General features: G+C 35.9%; 20 protein-coding genes and 1 pseudogene. 18 read left to right on the forward strand and 3 right to left on the reverse strand.

The genetic code is table 11. The features are described from left to right. Window positions 1-69 precede the first annotated feature (69 nt). The 17 genes from sctE to PC_RS10005 all read left to right on the forward strand — a co-directional run bounded on the left by sctE (window position 70) and on the right by PC_RS10005 (window position 17,681). Window positions 70-2,319, forward strand: a complete 2,250-nt coding sequence (sctE, locus tag PC_RS06660) for a type III secretion system translocon subunit SseC family protein (RefSeq protein WP_011175934.1) — start codon at window positions 70-72, stop codon at window positions 2,317-2,319. 12 nt (window positions 2,320-2,331) lie between these two features. Then, window positions 2,332-2,925 carry a SycD/LcrH family type III secretion system chaperone gene (locus tag PC_RS06665; protein ID WP_011175935.1) on the forward strand — a complete coding sequence of 198 codons (594 nt, stop codon included), beginning with the start codon at window positions 2,332-2,334 and terminating at the stop codon, window positions 2,923-2,925. Window positions 2,926-2,927: 2 nt separating this feature from the next. Beyond that, window positions 2,928-3,602, forward strand: a complete 675-nt coding sequence (locus PC_RS06670; protein WP_011175936.1) for a hypothetical protein — start codon at window positions 2,928-2,930, stop codon at window positions 3,600-3,602. A 21-nt stretch (window positions 3,603-3,623) separates the two neighbouring features. Beyond that, complete coding sequence (locus tag PC_RS06675) at window positions 3,624-4,583, forward strand: hypothetical protein (RefSeq protein ID WP_044045148.1); 960 nt, start codon at window positions 3,624-3,626, stop codon at window positions 4,581-4,583. Between the two features lie 31 nt (window positions 4,584-4,614). Next, window positions 4,615-5,697 (forward strand): hypothetical protein, encoded by a 1,083-nt coding sequence (locus PC_RS06680; protein WP_011175938.1) that lies wholly within the window; start codon window positions 4,615-4,617, stop codon window positions 5,695-5,697. A 249-nt stretch (window positions 5,698-5,946) separates the two neighbouring features. After that, window positions 5,947-6,333 carry a type III secretion system chaperone gene (locus PC_RS06685; protein WP_011175939.1) on the forward strand — a complete coding sequence of 129 codons (387 nt, stop codon included), beginning with the start codon at window positions 5,947-5,949 and terminating at the stop codon, window positions 6,331-6,333. Between the two features lie 64 nt (window positions 6,334-6,397). Next, window positions 6,398-8,260: a type III secretion system inner membrane ring subunit SctD gene (gene sctD / locus PC_RS06690; RefSeq protein WP_044045150.1), complete on the forward strand. Its 1,863-nt coding sequence runs from the start codon at window positions 6,398-6,400 to the stop codon at window positions 8,258-8,260. Window positions 8,261-8,306: 46 nt separating this feature from the next. Beyond that, window positions 8,307-8,549, forward strand: coding sequence for a DUF5398 domain-containing protein (locus PC_RS06695; protein WP_011175941.1), 243 nt, complete (start codon window positions 8,307-8,309; stop codon window positions 8,547-8,549). 90 nt (window positions 8,550-8,639) lie between these two features. Continuing rightward, on the forward strand, window positions 8,640-9,101 hold the full coding sequence (locus tag PC_RS06700) for a CdsG family type III secretion system protein (RefSeq protein ID WP_232086068.1): 462 nt from the start codon (window positions 8,640-8,642) through the stop codon (window positions 9,099-9,101). A gap of 23 nt (window positions 9,102-9,124) precedes the next feature. Next, complete coding sequence (locus PC_RS06705; RefSeq protein ID WP_079890429.1) at window positions 9,125-9,793, forward strand: galactosyltransferase-related protein; 669 nt, start codon at window positions 9,125-9,127, stop codon at window positions 9,791-9,793. Window positions 9,794-10,102: 309 nt separating this feature from the next. After that, on the forward strand, window positions 10,103-10,381 hold the full coding sequence (locus tag PC_RS06710; RefSeq protein WP_011175944.1) for a DUF5407 family protein: 279 nt from the start codon (window positions 10,103-10,105) through the stop codon (window positions 10,379-10,381). Between the two features lie 145 nt (window positions 10,382-10,526). Next, window positions 10,527-11,378 carry a hypothetical protein gene (locus tag PC_RS10000; RefSeq protein ID WP_011175945.1) on the forward strand — a complete coding sequence of 284 codons (852 nt, stop codon included), beginning with the start codon at window positions 10,527-10,529 and terminating at the stop codon, window positions 11,376-11,378. Window positions 11,379-11,483: 105 nt separating this feature from the next. Next, window positions 11,484-12,800, forward strand: coding sequence for a flagellar protein export ATPase FliI (gene fliI, locus PC_RS06720; RefSeq protein WP_039359951.1), 1,317 nt, complete (start codon window positions 11,484-11,486; stop codon window positions 12,798-12,800). 13 nt (window positions 12,801-12,813) lie between these two features. After that, entirely contained in the window at window positions 12,814-13,311 is a 498-nt protein-coding gene (locus PC_RS06725; RefSeq protein WP_011175947.1) for a hypothetical protein, read from the forward strand. A 70-nt stretch (window positions 13,312-13,381) separates the two neighbouring features. Continuing rightward, window positions 13,382-14,374, forward strand: coding sequence for a hypothetical protein (locus tag PC_RS06730; protein ID WP_011175948.1), 993 nt, complete (start codon window positions 13,382-13,384; stop codon window positions 14,372-14,374). A gap of 304 nt (window positions 14,375-14,678) precedes the next feature. Then, window positions 14,679-16,016, forward strand: a complete 1,338-nt coding sequence (sctQ, locus tag PC_RS06735; protein ID WP_011175949.1) for a type III secretion system cytoplasmic ring protein SctQ — start codon at window positions 14,679-14,681, stop codon at window positions 16,014-16,016. 75 nt (window positions 16,017-16,091) lie between these two features. Continuing rightward, window positions 16,092-17,681 carry a protein kinase domain-containing protein gene (locus PC_RS10005; protein WP_011175950.1) on the forward strand — a complete coding sequence of 530 codons (1,590 nt, stop codon included), beginning with the start codon at window positions 16,092-16,094 and terminating at the stop codon, window positions 17,679-17,681. Between the two features lie 114 nt (window positions 17,682-17,795). Here the strand turns inward: PC_RS10005 and PC_RS11335 are convergent. Then, window positions 17,796-17,942, reverse strand: a pseudogene (locus PC_RS11335) (IS5/IS1182 family transposase); the annotation flags it as partial. A gap of 63 nt (window positions 17,943-18,005) precedes the next feature. On the opposite strand from PC_RS11335, the gene PC_RS11340 reads away from it, so the two are divergent. Next, window positions 18,006-18,766, forward strand: a protein-coding gene (locus PC_RS11340) for an IS5 family transposase (protein ID WP_420885538.1) whose coding sequence is annotated in 2 segments (ribosomal slippage) — window positions 18,006-18,360 and window positions 18,360-18,766 — 762 coding nt in all. Because the reading frame shifts where the segments join, the coding sequence is not laid out codon by codon here. A gap of 205 nt (window positions 18,767-18,971) precedes the next feature. Here the strand turns inward: PC_RS11340 and PC_RS11345 are convergent. Further along, entirely contained in the window at window positions 18,972-19,127 is a 156-nt protein-coding gene (locus PC_RS11345) for a hypothetical protein (RefSeq protein ID WP_181679083.1), read from the reverse strand. Between the two features lie 71 nt (window positions 19,128-19,198). Then, window positions 19,199-19,600, reverse strand: coding sequence for a hypothetical protein (locus PC_RS06755; protein WP_011175952.1), 402 nt, complete (start codon window positions 19,598-19,600; stop codon window positions 19,199-19,201). Between the last annotated feature and the right edge of the window lie 4 nt (window positions 19,601-19,604).

A 19,604-nucleotide genomic window follows, 5' to 3' on the forward strand; every position in this document is an offset into this window, starting at 1 on the left:
CATCACAATCATCATTAATTTATCTGGTTAGACAATCATAAATTTACTTAACCCTAAAAGAGGTTAACTATGGGAAATACTATTTCTGATGGCAATAACTATCAATCTGCTGATTATACATTTCAATCTCCCTCTAATACAGGTACAGAAACATCAAATTCTGTTCAATTCAAATTTGTTCTCACTGACGATACAATTGCGTCTGCAGATTTCTTTTCAACTATTCAATTTTTTGTACCGACTACTTACACTGCTGATGCTTCTGTTCCCACACTTGCTTCTCCCGAAACCGAAGAAATCGGTGAACAGCTCCCTTACGGAACAACAGAACAAGGGATGATTAAAAAGTTTTTTTCAGATCAAGTAATCTCTGCTTTAAAGGGGCAAGGGTTAACTCCTGAAGAAGCTGAGACTGTTTACGAAGCAATTATGAGTGGAACAGTTCCTGCTGATCCAAACCTTGCAGAAATTGCAAAAAAAATTAGCAAAAATGTCACTGCAAAAACAATTACCGAAGGTAATTTACCTGCTTCTTGGACTTTAACCTCCACAGACGCTAAAGACTGGACTCCTTTACCCATTCTTCCTTATGGATCAGATCAGCAAGCTCAAGTTAATGAATATTATGACCAAACTGTTTTAAATAAAGTGACAACATATTTAGAAGAACATGCCCTAGAACTAGATCCTGATCAAGCCATGAATTTAATGAAAGCTGTTCAAACAGGAGAAGTATCTTCTGATATTGCAGACATATACATTCAATTAACCGCTGAAGCAAGAGTAGAAACACAAAAAGCTTTTGGATTACCAAATAGTTGGTTTAAAGGCACAACTACTGTAGATGATTGGAAACCTATAAATGTAGGCCTAATCACTCCTGCCAAAGTTGCTAATGCTCGTTTAGAAGGATTACTTGGAAATGCTGAAGCCATATTCACAGACATCTCCGCCGCAGCAAATGCGCTTTTAGATGGCCCTCCCCCTATTCCTGTGGATGATCCAAGAAGAGTTGCTTTAACAGAATTTTTAAAAATTATTGGTGATGCTATCAAAGATTTAAAAGCAACTCTTCGGGAGATTCAAGTTCACGATGCCGAAAAATCAAAAGAAAATGCAAAAGCCAAATTTGGTGAGTTAGCTGACAGACGCCTTCGAGCGCAAGAGCAAGCAGAAAAAATGGAAAAAATGCTGAAGAAGCAAAAACAAATGAAATCGATGGGCCTTGCGATGAAAATTATTGGGCCTATTATTGCTGCTTTATCAACGATTATAGGAACTCTTATTGCCATTGCTTCTTTAGGAACAGCAACAGCTGCATCAGTTGCTATAATCGCAGCTGGAGTTGCAGTAGGTATCGCAATGACAGCCTATTCAATCGCAGATTCTGTAACTGGCGTCACTCAAAAAATTATCACAGCCTTTAAAGATGCCTTGGATAAACTGATGCCTGATTCACCGGATTGGGTTAAATCTCTTGTTAAAGCTTTAATTGTCGCTGCTGTTGTAGCCGTTTTAGCTGTCATTATTGTTCTTGCTATGGCTTCAGGTAGTGGAGCTGGAGCAGCAACTAACGCGGCATCTCAAGCTGTCCAACAAACCATTCGCATAGCAGTTACCGAAGCTATTAAGCAAATGGCTCTTCAGGCAATGATCATGGCTATTATGAGCAGTAATGCTTTACCAGAGCTAGTTGGAGGCATTTTAAAAGCTTCTGGAGTAGACAAAAAAACTCAACAAATTGTTGAGATGGTTGTCATGGCTATCACTCTTATTGCGTGTGTCATCGCTATGGCAAAAGTCGGGGGCGCAAAATCGGGCGGGACTGAGCAAAAAGCTGCTGATGCCGCAGAAGAAGCCACAAAAGAAGCTGCCAAAACTGTGACTCAACGAGCCTCAGACGCTTTAAAAGATTTTAAATCGCAATTAGATAACGTAAAAGAATCCATAAAAAAACTTCCAGAAACTATGCAACAAGAATTTAAATCAATGATGCAAGGATTTAAAAACCTTGATAAATGGGACGTTTTAAACGCTGTTGCGCAATCTGCTCCATTAGCTGTTCAAATGACTGGAGGAGCTATAACTGGGTCTATGCAACTTAAAGTCAGCCGTTTATTAAAAGAAGTGGGTGAAATAAAATCTGCGGAAGAGGAACTTGAAGGGTTAATTCAAGCTTTAGAAAAACTTTTAAAAAATATTCAGCAAGGAATGAATAATCGAGATGACTTTATTGCTCAGCTACAGCAAATGTACACAAGCATTTATGATGCCGCTGCAAAAACTCAAAATCAAATGTTCAATGCCCTTCAGGGATAAGGAGAAAAAATTATGACAATTTCACAAGATCAAATTCGTGAAGCTATTGAAAAAGCTGACATCAATCTGTCTCCTAATATGCAGAAAAAAACAGAAGAAGCCATCGGAAAAATTTTAGGAGGGAATATCCCTCCTAAAGAAGCTTTAGGATTCGATGAAAATGCGATGAATCAAATTTATCGTCATGGTTTCAATGAATTTCAATCAGGGCGCTATGATGAAGCATTAAAAATTTTTACATTTCTTAGACAAATAGATGTTGGAAATTTTGACTATACCTTTGCTATTGCAGCTTGCCACCAATTTAAACAAGAATACTCGGAAGCAGCAGCCAATTACATTATTTGCACTTACATCGATCGATTAAATCCTGTTCCCCACTTTCATCTTTACGATTGTTTTGTCAAATTAAACTTTCCTATGTCTGCTTTAAAAGCCATCAAAGAGACAATAGCTTTAGCCGAGTTAAATCCTAGAGATAGCGAATTAAAAGAAAGAGCTTTATTAGAGTACAAATCTTTCAAAAAAGGTCTAAAAAAATATTTAAAAGAAAATTTTGACAAAGAGAATTTAGACAAGGATTTCGTTGATATAGAGGGAGATTAATTATGAATAATCCTTCAGTAGGATATGGATTTTCTAATAGTCCAACATCGCCCGATTATAATGATTTAAACGCGCTTTCGAAATCTCAAACCCTCACTAATTCAAAAATGAAACAAGGCGCTCCAACTAATCCTGGAGTAATCTTAACAGAAGATAGTTTAGAAGTACCCCTAGAAGTGGCTTTTGGTATCAATATTGATCGAGCAAGTGCTGGAAGACCTTCTCTTTCTCCATTATTTCGTTCTCGATTTGCCGACGAAAATAATCAAACAGAGAATTTAGCTTTAAACTATTACCAAAGTCGATTCGAAGGCTTACCCTTTGAGCTACAGGCCAGGCTAACTCTCGATAAACAAAAGGAGTTTGAAGATCGCGATCCGGATCTATTAGCTTTAGACGCTAGTTTAAAATTTGATGCTCAGCTACTTGCTTTTAGGGACTCTTTTTCAGTTTCTAAAACAAATGAATCCATACAGATAGCAGCCCAGCAATATTTAGGGCTACCAGACGCTATCGGACAAGAAATGATAAAAACTAGTGGTGCCATCACCAATTTTTTAGATGACCATTTAAGTCAGATTGGACCTAACGACCCTGATTATGACCGTTTATTAACTGTTTCAAATCTTATAAAGGAGACCACATACTTGCTCAAGCTTAAAGACATGTTTGATTAGATCAAGTTTGGAGTTATTAAGATGCCGCAGATGGATGCAAACCAATACAAAGAAATATTAAAAAGATTAGGCAAACAATTATCTTTAAATGAAAAGATACTTGCAGATCATCCTTCAGTGGGAAACCGTTTAATAATTCTACAGACATTTTTACATCATCTTGAAAGACAAACTGATTGGTCAAGAGAGGGGCCCTTATCACGATTTAGTCAAACGTTTGAATTAGCGTTAATTGGGAATAAAACAGGCAATTCTCAAGCAGGTTTTATAGGCCCTGCCTTAGAAAAATTAGAATATGGAATGGAAGTTTTAATTGAAAAGATTTTGAAACCTACTGATAAAAATCTTTGTCCTTTGCTATTGCATTTTTCTCAAGTCATGACTTGGGCAATGATTTTTGTTTCCTCTCAAACTTTAGGAAATTGGAAGGAGCTATTTCCTTTAAATGATTTCACCACAGCTAAGGAGGGGGGCGAACTTTTAAGGGAACTGGGAATTACTTTTATCCTTGGATCCAAAGCAATTCCATCTTTCTATGCAGAACTTGGCGATCATTTAAATTTAGATGACCAAGCTCAAAGGCATTTAAGTGATATTGGACTTTGTCATTTTCTCATCTTATTGTTCATCGTGAAGGATGTTCTGGAACTTCATGACGATTTTTTGTTTATTATTCAAAGATTTATGAAGCCTAGTTTAAAAAATATGGAAACATTAATAAATCAAAATCCCCATCCAACTCCTGAAGAGCAAAAGATACTAGTGGCTTTAAGTTTTTTAATAAACAGCATTGATTTGCAAGATATACAATCTTTTAAACAGGCTTTAAAAACTAGTTTTGAAGATTTTGAAATTTCACATGAACAGTTAAAAACTGACATGCAGGTATTAATCACAGTCTGTAAACAATTAAATGAGAGTTTAAAAAATATTTTTTATCAATCAGATTTAACGATGACAAGCATGACACAATCGGCATAAATAAGAGTTGTCGTTTATAAAGGAGATAATTATGGCAGAAATTGATAGTAATCTTAATAGAAGTCCTTTTGTTATGGAAAATCTTGGTATCGACCCAAGCAATCTAACAACTCAAGATACTAATATCCAAAAAGATAAGGGTACACTGGATACTACAGAAAGAAGTGATTTTAACATAAGTCAGAATTTACGCACAACAGGCGATCCTTCAGTCCCTGTGTTGACAATGACTTTTAATACTAGTGTGGATGGAAATTTAAAATCTAATCCATTTTTTAATCCCTCTTTTTTGGCTAGTTTTCAATCCATCATGGATGAATTATTGAATCTCCAGCGCGACACCCATTATCTGGAAGCTCAAGTTGAGCTTAAACAACGCGAATTGATTATTACCATTAGCACAACACAATCCGAATTGACCAAAGCGCTTTATGATTCTAGAGCCGAAGAAAAAATGATTGAAGCGATTACTTCATTCGTGCAAGCGGGAATTGCAGGCCTTTCACTAGCTCAAACATGGGCAAACACGGGAATTGCGAGAGGAAATGCGCAAAAAACAGTCGATAACAATATTAGTCATGAACGAAGCTTAATGAAATCCGCAGAGGACAAAAAAGCAGCACTTGCTACTGAAAAGGCCGGCATTGAAAATAGGCCTTTAGTTGGAACAGATCCAAATAATATGACCCCTCGTCCCTATACTAATGCAGAAAAAACTCGATTAAAAGAAATTGAAAAAGAAAATGCAGCATTAGACAAGAAAATTACCAAACACCAAGAAAATATTCAAGAATTTGAAAAACCTGGTTACTTTAGGCAAGTTCTTGAAAGTGAAAGACAAATCTTGAACACGCAAACTCAATTTAAAAATGAAATTTTGAAAAACGTTGTGAATGGGATTAGTCAATCCCTGCAAGCCGGCCTTATTAGCGAACAAGGAGCTATCGACTCCTTAAAAACTATGAATGACGGCTATTTAGATGTGCTGCGAAAATATGCTGATTCAACAGCTAAATCAAGAGATGAAGCAAAAGCTGATTTTGACAAAACCCTAGATTTTGTGAATAAAATTGTAGATTCAGTATTTAAGGCTCACTCTTTAGGCCCTGCTTAAAAATTGCCCTGTATTTAAACAAGTTAGTTAAGCTAAACTTTTTAAATACAGGGTTTTTCGCGCAAATCAAATTTGGGCTTAACAATATATTTATTTATTGCATAAGATGAGCAGACGTAGATAAGCCATTGTAAAATGGGACTTTGTCGATAAAAAGCCGAGCAAGGCTTATTGAGAGACCTTTTGCCTGTCCAATTTTCTAGACTTTCTAGTCTATAATATCATTTACCGATGTCTTAGGAAAAACTTATGTTAGACTCTTTTGTGCATCAGTTAGCTCGTGAACTTGAAATGGAAGATTTAATTATTTCTCCAGAGCCTAATTATTTTACTATCCCTTTTGCAGATGATATTCAGGTTGATATGACGCAGTTTCACCAAAGTTATTTATTAAAAGGAAATATTGGAGCTTGTCCGAAAAACAATCTGGATCAATATTTCCTCAAATTGATGGAAGCAAATTTATTTGGTCGCGGCACGAGAGGGACAGGAATAGGTTTGAACAAAGAAGAGAATTTATTGACGCTTTCACTTGAGCTAGATTACAATATTTCTTATAAAAATTTTAGAGAACGATTGGAAGATTTCATAAGTATTTTGGATTTCTGGCGAAAAGAAGCGTTAAAACATCAATAGATTCTTTCTTATCACTGTGATAAGCTGACTTAAAAATACTTTTCTTTAACTCAATGGGTAAATTATGGTAGCGCGACTAGTTGTAGAAGAAGGTGACTTGAAAGGATTAGTTCTGTCCTTAGAAAATGGCGAGAGCTGGATTATTGGGAGAGATCCTGATGCTTGCCAGCTCGTTATCGAAGATCCGTTAACTTCGCGTACCCATCTTGTAGCAAGACGAACAGCTGAAGGTATTTCCGTTGAAAATTTAAGCCTCACAAATCCTATCCAAATTAATGAAGAAGAAATTGGTGAACAAGCACGCCTCCTTCAACAAGGAGATACACTCAAAATTGGTAATCAAATTTTTCGTTATTATGCAGACCTCACAGCCCACGTACTAGATGAAAGTTTCCCCTCAGAAATTTCTTCGAATGGAGAAGAACAACCTCTACCTATAGAAATTGAAGATCGCCCCAACCCAGCTTCTTCTCAATCCTTGTTTGAAAATGAAGGGGAAATTGATACGATTTTTGACGAAGATGATAATTTTTCAAATTTAGCAGAAATTAATTTTGGAATTGCAGAAACAGGGCGCTGGCTTCTTAAGGTAATCGGTGGGCCAAATAATGGCGCTGAATTTTATATGCAAGCAGGTCATAGTTATATTCTTGGAACTGATCCTCATACATGTGATATTGTCTTTCATGATACAAGTGTCTCTCGTCAACACGCCAAAATTGCGGTTTCGTTAGAAGATACCTTGACAATTGAAGATTTGAAAAGTCGCAATGGCGTTTTAGTTAGTGGTTCACCATTAGAGATTAAACAAAATCTTTCTCCTAGTGTAATTGTTACTTTAGGTACAACTTCTTTTGTTGTTTATGATCGAGAAGGAGAAATGCAGACAATTATTTCCCCTCTTCTCCCCTCTATTGTTAAAGTTTTACAAAATGAAGAAGAAGTAGCCAAGCCGAAAGAAGAGACTACAATTCATGTTTCTGAAGAAATGATTCCTCCCCCAATCACCCCTGAAACAACAATATCACAATTTGGGCCTTATGTTTTGCTAGCTATTATATCAGGTCTCTTCTTATTGACAGGGATGGGAATATATTTTCTATTTAAAAGCGAACCAGTGGTTGTCAATACGCAAGAAAATGCATCTGAACTAGTCCAACAAGCAATTGCCCCCTTTCCGGCCGTTCGCTACTCATTTAACAAAAACGCAGGAAATCTTCTGTTATTAGGACACGTTAGTAATTCTGCAGATAAAAACCAGCTGATGTATAATCTGCAAGGACTAAAATTTATTAAACATATTGATGACAATGGCATTATTATTGATGAATATGTTTGGAGAGAAATTAATTCGATATTATCTAAAGATCCCTCTTGGAGAGGGATTACTGTTCATTCCCCTGAAGCTGGGCAATTTATTCTATCCGGTTATTTAGAAACTCGTAAACAAGCTGAGAAGCTCTCCGACTATATTAGCGTTAATTTTCCTTACTTAGATCTACTCAAGAAACAGGTCATTGTAGAAGAAGATGTGATTGGACAAATTAATGTTTGGTTGCAAACTTATAATCTTCGCGGTGTAACGGTTAAAATGGGAAATGGTGGAGAAATTACTTTATCAGGAAATGCCCCTTCTGATAAAGCAGGAGAAATAACTCATTTGATTTCTAAAATTAAAGGCCTTCCAGGAGTAAGAATCGTTAATAACTATATCAAAGCGGATGCTCCAGAAATGGGTATTATTAATCTTTCTGATAGATATGAAGTGACAGGGCAATCTAAAATTGGAAATCGTTATACCATTGTCATTAATGGACGTATTTTATCTCAAGGAGATAATTTAGACAGTATGACAATTACTTCTATCAAAGAAAAAGTTATTTTTTTAGAAAAAGATGGAACGAAATACAGAATTGATTATAAGTAGATTTGTTACAAAAGTAAAAATTTAGAGCCCAACTTATGAGGTCAAAATGTTTGGTTTAGAAGATCAAAAAAAGAAAAAAACTTCAGAAGAATTTGTTTTTGAGCTAGAGAAAGATTTAAAGAATCTAAAAAAAAATAAAGAAATTCGACAGCAAGTGGAAGAAAGAATTCAAAAAATTAAAGAAGCTTTAAGATCCGGCGAAAATCAAGAAGAATTTGACCGCTTTGGATTACTTCTCCATGGATATACTTCATTGCTGAAAGTAATTTCTCGCTTTAATCCTAAATAAGTATAGGTATAAAGTTTGTTGATTGGTGTTATGATCTAGTTTAAAGATATTATTAGAGTTTATCATAGACGGAAACAAAAGGACTTGATGATGGATCCAGAAAAAATAAATGCATTTAAAGATGATTTTGCTTTACTAATCGAAGCAGGTTTTTTGGCCGTAAAACAATTAGATGAAACAAGTTCAACTCGCATTTTTCATGCTGCTCAAGCTTTAAGCCCTCATAACACAGCTCCTCAAATTGGTTTGGGATACATTGCCTTAAACAAGCTTGAGTTAAAAGAAGCAACGCGTATCTTTGAAGGCATTATAGCTGCAGAACCTGATAATTATCTCGCTCAAACATTTTTAGGAATGTGTTTTCTTTTAAATAAAACAAAGAGAAAAAAAGGGGAAAAACTGATCAATGAAGCCATTGAGAAAACAACTGATTCTACGATTAAAAATTTAGGAGCAATTTCACTCGAATGGGCAGAAAAAGATTTATCTAAAGTTTCAAAAGCTCCCTTCTTCACCAAACAAAATCAAGAAAAAAATGAAAGCGAAGAATAAGGTCTTTTTTGGGTTATAGTGAAATGATGCAAAAGATGGCTCTTATCATTCCTTATCGTAATCGAGAAGAGCATCTAAAAATATTTCTCACAGAGTTCCCAGAGAAGATTCAAAAAATATCTCCTCATGTTCAATATACTATTTTTATCATTGAGCAAGCGGAGGGCAAACTTTTTAATCGAGGTAAACTTTTAAATGTTGGATATACATTAACACAAGAAACTTTTGATTATTTCTGCTTTCATGATGTAGATATGTTACCAACTACCTCAGACTATTCTTATCCAATTGTTCCTACTCATCTTGCAGCTGACGTGAGCCAGTTTCGAGAATGGATGGGTAATGGACTTGCCTATAAAAATTATTTTGGCGGAGTTGTTTTATTCAACAAAGCAGATTTTGTTAAAGTTAATGGGTATTCTAATCGTTATTGGGGATATGGAGTTGAAGACGATGATTTAATAGTTCGTGTGGTTGAAAATAACTTAAATTGGGTTCGTAAACCAGGTGTGTATGAAAGCCTCACTCACGCTTATTCAGGAGGTACTCCAGAACATCAAGCAAATAAAACTCGCTTCATCAATCTTTTAAAAAATTTAGAAGAAGATTTGTCAGGTTTATCTGATCTCAATTATCAGGTTTTAAACAGCAAAATATTTTCTAATTATACCCAATATTTAGTAGATATTTAAAATATTAACCGTTTGTTTTTAAATAAATTTTAATTATCTAAAATCAAATTATTTATTTAATAAAATATTCACTATATTGATTTAATTATTAGAATTTGCTATCATTAGAAATAGAAAGGAAGAGGTTTTAAAAGGCCTCGAATACAAGTCCTCAAAAAATTTGGTAAAGTATTTAAGTGTTGTAGCGTTTCAGAAAAGAAGTGGATAAGAGACTTTAATTCTCTTTAAACTTCAGGAAGTGTAATTTCCCAAATCTGAATTCCCTACTGAACTTATTAACATTAATAAGCAGAAGTAGTAGGAGGAAATATGGCGACTGGTGGAGGAAGTAGTGGTGATTTTCAAGGTAACTACGTAGGGGAAGGATTTAAAGTTGACTTTTTGATTAGCATTGTTAACGATGCGACAGTTAGTGCAAAAAGAAAACTGGAAATCTTGAAAGCAAGACGTAGTTCTATCAGTATTGCTGATATGTTCGACATGCAAATGTTGATGAATCACCTATCTCAATTATCAGAGATGTCCACGGCTGTTGTGAGTGCATCCAACTCAGCAATCTCATCAATGGCTCGTAACGTTAAAGGATAATTGTCGGTTAGTTAGACTTCAGTCTAACCCCGAACTTGACCCTAAGAAGGATTTAACCTTCAAAGTTTTTTCTAAAATTAGGAGATTGAATTTTTCTTGGGTCATTCGTTATTCTTTTAAACACTAAAGGTGAAGGAAGCTTGCCATGGCATTAGAACAAAAAATTGAAGCAGTAAAAAAAGTGGGAGAAGCACTTAATAAGCAGCAGCCTCAAATTCATGAAGAGCTAGAACGAGTGGCTCCCAATAAAGAGCATTTTCAAAATTTTTTAAATACTTCTTCTACAATTCAACCCTCTTTTCAGCGATTAGATGGGTCAGTGGTTGCGCCCGAACAAGCTCATTCGGTGGAAAATCCCATTTTTGGAGATGAAAATGTCACTGTACAAGGAAATGGAACAGCAACGGATCAAGAAAACAAAAAGAAAAAACAGCTTCAAAATGATGAGATTGAAGGGATAGCTGCCACAACCAATAAAAAAACAACTCCTTCTTCCCTCATAGAAGAGGTCGGAAAACTCAACACAAAAGTTGCGAAAATCTCTACATTAACGCCGGAAGAATTAAGAAATCAGGCTCAATCTGTTATTGCTCAAATAGACCAAGTCAAAACACAACTTAGTCAAACTCAAGCAGAAATAAAGCCTTCTTATCAAAATTTACTCCGCAACCGCTTAACACATATCGACGACAATTTAAAAATTGCTTTATCTAAAGCAGGTGTTGAATACACTCCTCCCGCTGCACAAGTTACTGATATCAACAGCCCTAACCCTATTAAACGCTTTATTGGATACTTAACAAGTAGCCAATATCAACTTGAACATTTGAACCAAACAATTGAACACTTAAATCTTACTAAAGTTCAGATGACCCCTGCTAGTATGCTCGCCATACAGATTAAAGTTGGTTATATTCAACAACAAATTGAGTTGTTCACTAGTTTATTAAATAAAGCTTTAGAATCGACAAAAACAATCATGAACGTTCAAGTCTAAAGCAAAAAAAATATTGGTTGGTTTCTTCATTCTTGATATCTTAATATAAGGAATATTTTGTCCTTATTTTCTATCTACTATTGTTTCCAACTAAGGGTAAATTTCATGTTTTTTAATGATCAAATTGACAAACTTCTGGATGATCTAGATGAACTTCAACTTACGACGGTGAATGGCCGCATTACCGAAATTGTTGGAATGTTAATCAAAGCTGTGGTGCCTCAAGTAAAAATTGGGGAAGTTTGTTTAATCAAAAGAGCAGGTGACCCTTTACGCGCAGAAGTGGTGGGTTTTACAAAAGACGAAGTCCTTCTTTCTCCTTTAGGAGAAATGACTGGTATCGGCCCCTCTTCTGAAGTCATTCCCACTCATCTTCCTTTACACATCAAAGTCGGCCCTCAATTGCTTGGGAGAATTTTAAATGGTTTAGGAGAACCCTTAGACGAAGAAACCAAAGGTCCTTTAATCTTAGAAGAGACCTATCCTGTTATTCAAGCTCCTCCTGACCCTGTCAAAAGAATGCCTATTCATAACCCTATTTCCGTTGGAATAAGGGCTATTGACGGCGTATTAACTACAGGCCTCGGACAAAGAGTAGGGATTTTTGCTGCTGCAGGTGGTGGTAAATCAACATTACTTGGAATGATTGCTCGCAATGCAGTCGCAGATGTCAATGTAATCAGTTTAATTGGGGAGCGAGGGCGAGAACTCAGAGAATTTATTGAAAAGGATTTAGGTCCCGAAGGACTAAAAAGATCTGTCCTTGTGGTCTCGACCTCTGACCAAGCCTCCCAGCTTCGTCTCAATGCAGCTTACGTTGGTACTGCGATTGCTGAATATTTTAGAGATCAAGGTAAATCTGTCATCTTAATGATGGATTCGGTGACGAGATTTGCAAGAGCTCTGCGTGAAGTAGGCTTAGCAGCAGGCGAACCTCCGGCAAGAGCTGGTTATACTCCTTCAGTCTTTTCAACGCTTCCTAAACTATTGGAAAGAGCGGGAAATTCTGATAAAGGGAGTATTACAGCTTTTTATACTATCTTAGTGGCTGGAGATGATATGAATGAACCCGTTGCTGATGAAGTACGCTCTATTCTGGATGGTCACATTATTTTATCTAGTGAACTTGCACGTCAATATCATTATCCCGCCATTGATGTTCTCTCCTCTGCAAGTCGTGTCATGAATGCCATTGTTCCCAAAGAACACTTGCAATTAGTTGGTAAACTTAAAGAAGTTTTAGCTAATTATAAAAAAAACGAGCTATTAATTAAAATTGGCGAATACAAAAGAGGGGCGGATAAAGCAGGAGATTTTGCCATAGACTATATCGAAAAAGTTTTAAAATTTCTCAAACAAGGTGTCGACGAAAAATGCTCATTTCAAGAGACTGTCCAACTCCTGAAATCTCTCTTCAGATAAAATTGGTTAAATTATGAGCAAAATCGTTTATCCTTTAAAACAAGTCATTGAAGTTAAACAAAGGCGCGTTGAAGAAGCCGAGAAAAATGTTAAACAAAAGCAATTAGCACTGGAAAAAGAAAAAGAAAAGTTAGCCGAACGAGAAGCGGAAAGAAATAAAGTAAAGAGTCACAAACAAGACAAATTGAATCAATTAAGAGAGCAATTAGATCAAGGAACGACTAGCCCAAAAGTTATTCAAATGAAAGCTTACATTAAAGTCGTGGAAGAAAAATTAGCAATCGAGGAAAAAAAAGTTAAAGACCAAGCAGAGCAGGTTAAAATTGCTCAAAAAAATTTGGATCAAGCGAAAGAAGAATTACGTATAAAAAGACAAGAAGTAGATAAGCTCTTAAGTCATAAAAAAGACTGGGAAAAGGAAATGCGTAAAGAACTTGAAATTGTGGAAGGCAGGGAACAAGATGAATTAGGTTCGATCATTTTTGTCTCTAATCAAAGACGCAATTCTTAAGTTCTCTGAGGAAAGCAACAAAAAAGTGAAAGCGCAGTTAGCAGCTTATTTAACGGAAAAGGAGTGTAATATGCCATCATCTGATGAAATCAACCCAGTTAGATTTAATCCAAGGTCTGATTCTTCAAGCCTTGGTCGAAGTCGCCCTGAAGGCACTCCACGCAGTGATAAAAATTTTAAAAAACTTGTTCGTAATGATGAAGATCCCTCAAAAGAACAAGAAGAATTAGCCGGACTGGAAGAAGAAAATGAAGCGGCTCCCCTCTCTCTTTTTGATCTGTCAGCAAAAAATAAATCAACCCGCAAATCCCCTAGTATGGTTGCAAAAAATCCTTTTATAAAAGAAGAAAACGACCAACAGCCAATTTTGGAAATGGCTGAAAATAAGAATCCTCAACTTGAGCAAAACTCCACTGAAAAACCCTTGAAAGATACTTTTCTTCACGGAGAAATTGTTCGTGAATCTGTCATTGAAGGAAAAAAAGAAAAAAACAGCTCCCTTGCTTTAGCAACTGACAGCGCTGCTCCCTCTCCTAAAAAAGAAAAACAGAAACTTAGCCGAACTCCATTCGAAGCACGAGAAGAACAGGTAGATTTATCAGCCATTAATTCACAACAGCGTCCGATCGCCTTTTTAGCAGATAAAGCGGAATTGGCTGAAGAACCAAAAACTTTATCGTCAATTAAAGATATCGTCGCCCAAATTGTAGAAAAAATGCAGATTATTAAAACAGGTGAAAAGACAGATACAGTTGTCACACTTCGATATCCCCCTATTTTTGAAGGAGCAACAGTCACTTTAACAAATTTTGAAGGAGCGGCGCGAGAATTCAATGTCGCTTTTGCCAACTTAACTGATGAAGCGAAGCGATTTTTAGATCGTAAAATTGTTGAAGATTCTTTAGTAGAAAACCTTGCGCGACAAGATATTATTGTTAACGTTTTAACCACAACGACCCTTCCTGAAGCGAATGCTGATACGGACTCTTATAAATATTTCACTAGGGAAGAGCGAGAACAAAAACGAGATCAACAAGCCCAAGACCAAAAAGAAGAAGAGTAAACTTAATTGTTAAAAAATTTTTATTTTTTTTTTCATAGATAGCCAATGCATTTATTGGCTATCTTTTTTTATTAAACAACCCTCATCCGACATTTCTACGGATGGATAAAATAAGAAACTTTTCATGCATGGATAAGTTATTCACTTTTTTCTAATCCATTTTTATTGTACATATTAGTATTTGACATGAATGACAAAATTTCTCTCCAAATTTTGAGAAAAATATGAGAAAATAGTATTTAAAAAAATTAATTTTAACGCCTACTATAAATTGCATAGGGAATACAAACTCAGGTTAGACAAAATGGCAACTCCTTCAGCTTCCTATGATTGGATTCGTACAATTGATCCAGAATTAAAAAATTTAGATGAAATTCCCCTAACAGGGTCTGCTCCTCCTTTTCCCTGGGAAGAGCTTTCTCAACGCATTGCAAAATCTTTCGATCGAGAAGGATTGTTTATTCAACCCAAAGAATTGGTTTGGCGTTCTCAAGAAAATTTATATGAAGGGCTAGGGGATTCCCCATTTCCTTTACATTTTGCAATTCCAACTTTACAAGGACAGGCTTGTTGGATAATGCCGGAACAGGAAATGGCTATTTTAGAGACATGGCTTTTAACTAAAGAGTCTCACCCTATTAGTTTTCAAGATCGAGCATTAAGTGAAAGCTTTTATCGATTTTTTGCTCTGGAAGTTCTTTACCACACTAATCAGCTTAACTTCGATAAATCAATTACTCCTATTCTCACTAATCAAACTTCTTTACCTAATGAAAGCGCTTTATGTCTAGATATCTGTTTGCAATTTCAAGAACAAATAGTCTGGGGTCGATTAATTATTTCAAAAGATTTGAGACGTTCCTGGGTCGAGCATTTTGCTTCCCGAGGCCCTTCTCATTTGACGACCGAACTTGCCAAAGCTATTGATATTCAAGTACATTTAGAAGTTGGAAAGACGACACTTTCATTAAAAGAGTGGTCTTCAGTTTGTTTAGGTGATTTTATTGTTTTGGATAGCTGCTCATTAGACCCTCAAGAATTGACAGGCCGTCTTATGCTAACGGTTAACGGAAAGCCTGCCCATCGAGGAAAAATCAAAGATGGTGTTATCAAAATTTTAGAAACCCCTCTCATCCAAGAAGTTGAAACACCTTTACAAGAATTAAATATGCCACAAGAGGAACTCCCTATGGTAAAACAATCAGAAGAAGATGATGATGATTTAAGTGACTTAAATTTTACTGAAGACGAAGATGAAGACGAAGATTTTGATTTTGAAGACGATGAGGAAGAGACTGAAGATGATGATGAAAATTTTACTTTAGACGAAGTAACAGAAGAAGAACAATCTTCTCCCAAAAACAATGCATCTCAAAGTAGTCCAGCTTCTTCTATTACAGAAAACACAAAAACAGGTCTCATTACCCCTAACCAAATTCCTGTCAATCTGACTGTAGAAGTCGGCCGTATCCAAATGTCTATGGATCATTTACTCAAACTTGAACCCGGTAATATGCTTGAATTAAACATTAAACCGGAAGATGGAGTCGATTTAACGATTAATGGAAAAATTGTCGGACGAGGAGAGCTACTTCGTATTGGGGAAGTTTTAGGTGTGAGAGTTTTAGAATTAGGTCATTGATTACCGATTATTTTTTAATGAATAAATGACATAGCTTTTACTCAGAATTGATTTTTGATATTTTAGGTTAATACAGTGGAATTAGATCCTAGCAAACGAATAACTTTACCAACCGCCCTTGATTCAACTAAAAATATTGTTAAAATTCCTGAAAAAATTGGCCCTTATCAAGTAGAAGCTCTACTCGAAAAGGGCGGTATGAGTATTCTTTATCTGGCCACACACCCAGATACCAAGGACCCTATCACTATTAAAGTTCTCTTTCCAGAATTTGTTTCCAATCCAGAAATGGTTCAACGCTTTCTGCGTGAATCTGAAATTATTGGACTTGCAGATCATCCAAACATTGTTAAGTTATATGGGCAAGGAGAGTGGGAAGGCGGACTTTATATTGCCATGGAATTTATCCAAGGCATTTCTTTAAGGCAATATCTTTTACGCAATCTAATTTCTCTTAAGCATGCTTTAGAGCTAGTTATGGAAATTTCAATGGCTCTATGCCACCTTCATGCTCATGGTGTGATTCATCGAGATGTCAAGCCTGAAAATATTTTAGTGACAGAATCAGGAGGAGTCAAAGTTATTGATTTTGGAATTGCTCAGCTTTTAACAGAAGGGCAAACAGATCCAAAATCTCAACGCCGTTTAATTGGAACTCCTATTTATATGAGTCCCGAACAAAAAAACAATCCTGAATCAACTTCTTATCCCTCAGATATTTACTCATTAGGTATCATCACTTATGAACTCGTGCTTGGAAAATTGAGCCATGGACAAATTCATCTTTCTATCATGCCTAAAGGGCTACAAAAAATATTAGCCAAAGCTTTACAGTTAAATCCTGAGGATCGGTATCAAGATATCGTTGATTTTATGACAGATGTCTCTGCTTACCTTTATTCTCCAGCTCTGCTTAAAGAAAACAAAGAATTAGATCCATTAAGCGATCTTTCAGAAAGCTTGCGTCACGCTCAGCATTCTTTAGTTCCAGACAATCCTCCCAAATGGTCTAAAATTGATATAGGGCTTGCTTCTTATAAAAGTTTGGGAATATCGAGTTTATATTATGATTTTTTTAATCTCCCCCATCACGGCTACGGAATCATCATTGGAGAACCTTCCGTAAAAGGCTCAGCAGGAATTGTCTATACTTCAGTTTTAAGAGGAATGGTTCGTGCTCTTTGTCAACTTACTCAAAGACCTGAAGAAATGGCTACGGTCCTCAATGCACTCTTGTTAAATGATCCTATGAAGCAAAATTTCTCTTTTAGTTATCTTATTCTTTCTCCTCAAGAAAATCTCTTCCGGTTTATTTCTTGTGGATGTGGACACTTATGGTATCTCCCAAAAGAAAAATTGCAATTAGAACTCATTAATTCTGAAAATTCTCCCCTAGGAATTAATCATTTAAACTCATTTGTGGAAATCGAACATCCATGGAATGTTGGAGATGCAATTCTTTTCTATGGTTCCTTATGCTCCTCCGATACTTTTGCCAAAAAACCTTTATTTTCAAATGAGCAATTGTTATCAAGCCTTCAAGAAGCTTCTATGACATCTCCCCAAAAACAAGTAGATACTATTCTTAGAAAAGCTAAGGTTGAGCTTAGCCGTACCTCCGATGAACGCTCTATTGTTCTTCTTAATCTTCTAAGAAACGAATAAATTTTATTAATTAATTAGAATGGGTAGAGACATAATCATACAATTTTATTCTAAGAAATTATGAACTCGCTTTATCTTCTCCCCCACCATAAGCGAGCAAGCTAGGTAGTGTAGTCACGAGACTTCTGCCCATATAGCAATACATCTAATATGGACTGCAGCCAAGAATGAGGCTGTGTTCTTTGCATAACGGGTCGCTATTCCTCTCCAGCGCTTCAAATGTAAAAATGCATTTTCCACCAAATGCCTTAGATAGTGTAGTCAAGAGAAATAAAATAAATGCTTAAATGTGCTACTCTTCTACGCTCATCAATGGAGCATCTTATGGAAGCAAACAGAAGACATGATAGATCCGACAGAGTTTGGAATTTACTGGAACCTCATTTGCCAGGAAAAAGAGGGGCTTGGGGTGGTATAGCAAGAGATAATAGGATTTTTATCAATGCAGTATTTTGGATATTAAGAACGAAAGCTCCATGGAGGGATTTGCCTCCAGATTACGGTGGTTGGAGCAATACTCATCGGCGATTTATCCGATGGCGCAATCAGAGAGTCTGGGAAAGGTTGCTTGAGGTGCTGATTGACGATCCAGATTATGAATGGCTTGTAATAGATGCTTCGCATTGTAAAGTGCATCCTCATGCAACGGGAGCTAAAGGAGGTAATCAAAGCATGGGTCGTACAAAAGGGGGCTCAATACAAAATTGCATCTTGCCGTGGATGCGCATGGTCTGCCGATCAGGGTCATTATTATAGAAGGCACAACAGCAGATTGTACTCAAGCAAGCAATTTGATCGCTGGTCTTACAGCTGAGCGATTAATGGCAGACAAAGGATATGATAGCGACGTAATCGTTGAGCAAGCTATAAGTCAGGGAATGCAAGTGGTGATTCCTCCACGAAAGAATCGCATAGCTGGTCGAGAATACGATAAAGATCTCTATAAGTTAAGGCATTTGGTGGAAAATGCATTTTTACATTTGAAGCGCTGGAGAGGAATAGCGACCCGTTATGCAAAGAACACAGCCTCATTCTTGGCTGCAATCCATATTAGATGTATTGCTATATGGGCAAAAGTCTCGTGACTACACTATCTAGCATTTAACTTTATTTTCTGATTAAAATAAAAATGCAAATTTCCAATATTAACTTATTTTTTTTATCCATTTTTAATTTAACCAAAATTTTATTTATAGATTGTGCCGTTGTTACTGTGTAATTCAACAATCTCTTAAATAAGATTTGATGGAAAAATAGAAATGATCTGTAAATATTTTGTTTATTAAAAAGTTAAGCCACAAAATATTGCTTTTCATTATTGCTATAAAAATTTGCAAATGTAGTCTTTAAACTTTCTACGAAAAGGCTTTCCGGCAGACTATAATACCACTCTTTGCCAAGTTCTTCAGCTCGACAATATTTTTCTGTTATTGTTAAGTCAGTCATCCCATTTCGTTTTTAAATTGCTCAGCAATGCTTTTATTTTTTTATCAGCACCTTTGCAAGGTTGCGTGCCTTTATTTAAAGCTTGCCTGACATATGCTGCTAGCTTCATTGGCATAGGAATTTTTGAATTTACTTTGTTGTTGCCAGTAAACTTGAAGAGCTATTTTGATCTTCTCGATCCCAAAATTTTTGATCCACCAGGTTGCATGCTTTTCTTCAATGCAATCTCCTTGAACAGGCTTAAGATGGAGAAGATAATTTAAAAATTTCTTTTCGTCTGAATTAAAAGTTTTTTTCCAATCCAGGTTTTTAAAATTTTCTTTGTTTAAATTTTTAGGAATGGAAGGAATAGGTTTATTTAATGAAATAGGTGATTTAACAAAATTTTGTTTGGTTGAGGATTTTGTTTTTAAAGCTTCATTTTTTTGATGGGTCAGTGATTTGCTGCTATCATTGATCTCATTTAAAGACATAGAT

Source organism: Candidatus Protochlamydia amoebophila UWE25 (assembly GCF_000011565.2).
In the GTDB taxonomy this organism is placed as follows: domain Bacteria; phylum Chlamydiota; class Chlamydiia; order Chlamydiales; family Parachlamydiaceae; genus Protochlamydia; species Protochlamydia amoebophila.

Coding starts and splice junctions, on each gene's coding strand:
- sctE (WP_011175934.1), top strand. CDS start 70: ATGGGAAATACTATTTCTGATGGCAATAACTATCAATCTGCTGATTAT.
- PC_RS06665 (WP_011175935.1), top strand. CDS start 2,332: ATGACAATTTCACAAGATCAAATTCGTGAAGCTATTGAAAAAGCTGAC.
- PC_RS06670 (WP_011175936.1), top strand. CDS start 2,928: ATGAATAATCCTTCAGTAGGATATGGATTTTCTAATAGTCCAACATCG.
- PC_RS06675 (WP_044045148.1), top strand. CDS start 3,624: ATGCCGCAGATGGATGCAAACCAATACAAAGAAATATTAAAAAGATTA.
- PC_RS06680 (WP_011175938.1), top strand. CDS start 4,615: ATGGCAGAAATTGATAGTAATCTTAATAGAAGTCCTTTTGTTATGGAA.
- PC_RS06685 (WP_011175939.1), top strand. CDS start 5,947: ATGTTAGACTCTTTTGTGCATCAGTTAGCTCGTGAACTTGAAATGGAA.
- sctD (WP_044045150.1), top strand. CDS start 6,398: ATGGTAGCGCGACTAGTTGTAGAAGAAGGTGACTTGAAAGGATTAGTT.
- PC_RS06695 (WP_011175941.1), top strand. CDS start 8,307: ATGTTTGGTTTAGAAGATCAAAAAAAGAAAAAAACTTCAGAAGAATTT.
- PC_RS06700 (WP_232086068.1), top strand. CDS start 8,640: ATGGATCCAGAAAAAATAAATGCATTTAAAGATGATTTTGCTTTACTA.
- PC_RS06705 (WP_079890429.1), top strand. CDS start 9,125: ATGATGCAAAAGATGGCTCTTATCATTCCTTATCGTAATCGAGAAGAG.
- PC_RS06710 (WP_011175944.1), top strand. CDS start 10,103: ATGGCGACTGGTGGAGGAAGTAGTGGTGATTTTCAAGGTAACTACGTA.
- PC_RS10000 (WP_011175945.1), top strand. CDS start 10,527: ATGGCATTAGAACAAAAAATTGAAGCAGTAAAAAAAGTGGGAGAAGCA.
- fliI (WP_039359951.1), top strand. CDS start 11,484: ATGTTTTTTAATGATCAAATTGACAAACTTCTGGATGATCTAGATGAA.
- PC_RS06725 (WP_011175947.1), top strand. CDS start 12,814: ATGAGCAAAATCGTTTATCCTTTAAAACAAGTCATTGAAGTTAAACAA.
- PC_RS06730 (WP_011175948.1), top strand. CDS start 13,382: ATGCCATCATCTGATGAAATCAACCCAGTTAGATTTAATCCAAGGTCT.
- sctQ (WP_011175949.1), top strand. CDS start 14,679: ATGGCAACTCCTTCAGCTTCCTATGATTGGATTCGTACAATTGATCCA.
- PC_RS11345 (WP_181679083.1), bottom strand. CDS start 19,127: ATGACTGACTTAACAATAACAGAAAAATATTGTCGAGCTGAAGAACTT.
- PC_RS06755 (WP_011175952.1), bottom strand. CDS start 19,600: ATGTCTTTAAATGAGATCAATGATAGCAGCAAATCACTGACCCATCAA.